The following is a 2,378-nucleotide window of genomic DNA, read 5'->3' as shown; positions in this document are numbered from 1 at the left end:
GTAAGCGACCCGCGAACACACCTTGCGCTCGTTAAGCAGGCGTCCACTGATGCGGCAACAAGGCCTCGATCTCGCTCGCCCGTTGAGTAGGCAGTCGTGTCAGCACGTCCTTGAGGTAGGCATACGGATCGTGTCCATTCATGCGCGCGGACTGAATCAGGCTCATGATCGCCGCCGCACGCTTGCCACTGCGCAGAGACCCGGCAAACAACCAATTGGCACGTCCAAGTGCCCACGGTCGTATTTGGTTCTCGACGTGGTTGTTATCGATGGGCAAGGCGCCGTCGTCCAGGTAGCGCGTCAGTGCTACCCAGCGTTTCAAGCTGTAATCGAGAGCCTTGGCGATGGCCGAGCCTTCTGGCACCAGCTCGCGCTGGGTCAGCATCCAGTCATGCAGTTTTTCAGCGATGGGAACCGCATCCCGCTGACGTATTCGTCGGCGGTCTTCTTCGCTCATGTCCTTGGCCTGTCGTTCGACCTCGTAGAGCGCACCAATCGTTAGAAGCGCCTGCTCGGCCAACTGACTCTTGTTCGCCGCATGCAAGTCAAAGAACTTGCGGCGCGCATGGGCCATGCAGCCAACCTCGACGATGCCTTGTTCGAAACTGGCCTTGTAGCCGGCAAAGTCATCGCACACCAACTTGCCGCGCCAGTCGCCGAGGAAGTTACGCGCATGCTCGCCGGCACGGCTCGGGCTGAAGTCGTAGACCACGGATTTCAGCTCTGCGTAAGTAGTGCTGCTATAGGCCCACACATAACTTCGATGGGTTTTCTTTTCACCCGGTGCCAGCATCTGAACCGGTGTTTCATCGGCATGGATGACCGGTTGCGCCAGCACCGCTTCACGCAGTGCATCGACCAATGGTTGAAGCTGAACACCTGTTTGCCCAACCCAGCGGGCCAGTGTCGAACGGGGAATGGCCAAGCCGGCGCGGCCAAAGATCTTTTCCTGCCGGTACAGTGGCAGATGGTCAGCGAACTTGGCCACCATCACATGGGCCAACAGGCCTGCGGTGGGCATGCCTTTGTCGATGACTTGTGCCGGAACCGGTGCCTGGATCAGGGTTTCGCAAGCTCGGCAGGCCCATTTGCCACGTACATGCTGCTCGACCGTGAATACACCTGGCGTGTAATCAAGCTTTTCGCTGACATCTTCACCGATGCGTTGAAGCGCGCAGCCACACGCGCATTGGGTGTTGTCGGGTTCATGGCGGATAACCGTACGCGGAAGCTGTGCTGGCAGTGGTGCGCGCTTGGGCTTCTGGCTTGGCTCTTTTGGGGCCGGGTCGGGATGAAGTGCGTTCAGCTCAGCTTCGATGGCCTCAAGGTCGACGTTGAGCAAATCATCGAGCAGACGGCCTTGCTCTGGGCTGATTTGTTCGCTGCGCTTGGCGTACTTATGGCGTTTGAGAACGGCAATCTCGTGCGTGAGTTGCTCGATGATGATTTTGTCGTTCTGGATCTTGCGACTCATCGCCTCGACTTGAGACTGCAATGTCAGCGTCTGCTCAAGCAGCGCACGCAGCTCTGCTGGAGTCAGTTGGTCGAGGTCGGGTAAGGAAGTCATGCCGCCAATTGTGCCAGAGCACCGCACTGGCGGCGATTGGCGGTTATGCCAATGGCAAGCACTAAAGCCGTGTAATGGTGCTGTTGGCCCCCATGCGTTGCCAAGGTAACCCCACGATGAGCGCCTGAAGTTGCTCTCTGTCCAGTTCCACTTGAGCGCCGTGACGAATGCCCGGCCAGTGGAATTTGCCCTGGTTGAGTCGGCGTGCTGCCAGCCACACGCCAACGCCGTCATGTACCAGCACCTTTATCCGGTTGGCGCGACGGTTGGCGAAGAGATAAGCGCAGTGCGGCTTCGCCGCACCGAAGACCGCGACAACACGGGCCAAGGCCGTTTCGGTGCCGGCGCGCATGTCCATGGGCTCGGTGGCCAGCCAGATGGTATCGATACGGATCATTTGACGAGGCCGCGAATGAAGCGGGCGCAGCCATCGGGATCGACAGTGGGCCAGGTCACTGTGAGTGTGTGTTGTTTGAACGGAATTTCGATATGCGCCAACGTTGGTTGCGCAGATTCAGGCTTCATCGTCAGCGGCACGAATGCAGGTAACGCGTCAGGTTGGCGGTCACGATAGAGCGGAATCCATTTGCGCACCAGGTTGGCATTGATGCCATGGCGCAGCGCGATGCTGGCTATCGACACGTCAGGTTGAAGACATTCCTGGACGACTTGGGCTTTGAACAGTTTTGGATAAGAGGTGCGCTGGCGCATGGTGATCCTTGCGATAAGGGCGATGGTGTCCACGTATTTTTAGGTGGACACCATCGCCCTTAATGCTGGGATTCTGAAGGTGTGTTGGCTGGCCGCTTAC

The 2,378-nt window shown here is 58.5% G+C and carries 3 protein-coding genes; all 3 read right to left on the bottom strand.

The window, feature by feature from the left end:
- Positions 1 to 31: 31 nt before the first annotated feature.
- Positions 32 to 1,567 carry an IS66 family transposase gene (gene tnpC / locus JNA92_RS25555; RefSeq protein ID WP_060479362.1) on the bottom strand — a complete coding sequence of 512 codons (1,536 nt, stop codon included), beginning with the start codon at positions 1,565 to 1,567 and terminating at the stop codon, positions 32 to 34.
- A gap of 61 nt (positions 1,568 to 1,628) precedes the next feature.
- Positions 1,629 to 1,964 (bottom strand): IS66 family insertion sequence element accessory protein TnpB, encoded by a 336-nt coding sequence (tnpB, locus tag JNA92_RS25550; RefSeq protein WP_020190109.1) that lies wholly within the window; start codon positions 1,962 to 1,964, stop codon positions 1,629 to 1,631.
- Positions 1,961 to 2,278 carry an IS66-like element accessory protein TnpA gene (gene tnpA / locus JNA92_RS25545; protein WP_060479360.1) on the bottom strand — a complete coding sequence of 106 codons (318 nt, stop codon included), beginning with the start codon at positions 2,276 to 2,278 and terminating at the stop codon, positions 1,961 to 1,963. The genes tnpB and tnpA overlap by 4 nt, the downstream gene beginning before the upstream one ends.
- Positions 2,279 to 2,378 lie beyond the last annotated feature (100 nt).

It is taken from the genome of Pseudomonas putida (assembly GCF_022627325.1).
In the GTDB taxonomy this organism is placed as follows: domain Bacteria; phylum Pseudomonadota; class Gammaproteobacteria; order Pseudomonadales; family Pseudomonadaceae; genus Aquipseudomonas; species Aquipseudomonas putida_X.
Note: the sequence above shows the minus strand (reverse complement) of the source record. Positions and strands in the feature narration are given on the sequence as shown.

Bases quoted from the DNA above. Each gene is read 5' to 3' on its own strand.
- tnpC (WP_060479362.1), bottom strand. From the start codon at position 1,567: ATGACTTCCTTACCCGACCTCGACCAACTGACTCCAGCAGAGCTGCGT.
- tnpB (WP_020190109.1), bottom strand. From the start codon at position 1,964: ATGATCCGTATCGATACCATCTGGCTGGCCACCGAGCCCATGGACATG.
- tnpA (WP_060479360.1), bottom strand. From the start codon at position 2,278: ATGCGCCAGCGCACCTCTTATCCAAAACTGTTCAAAGCCCAAGTCGTC.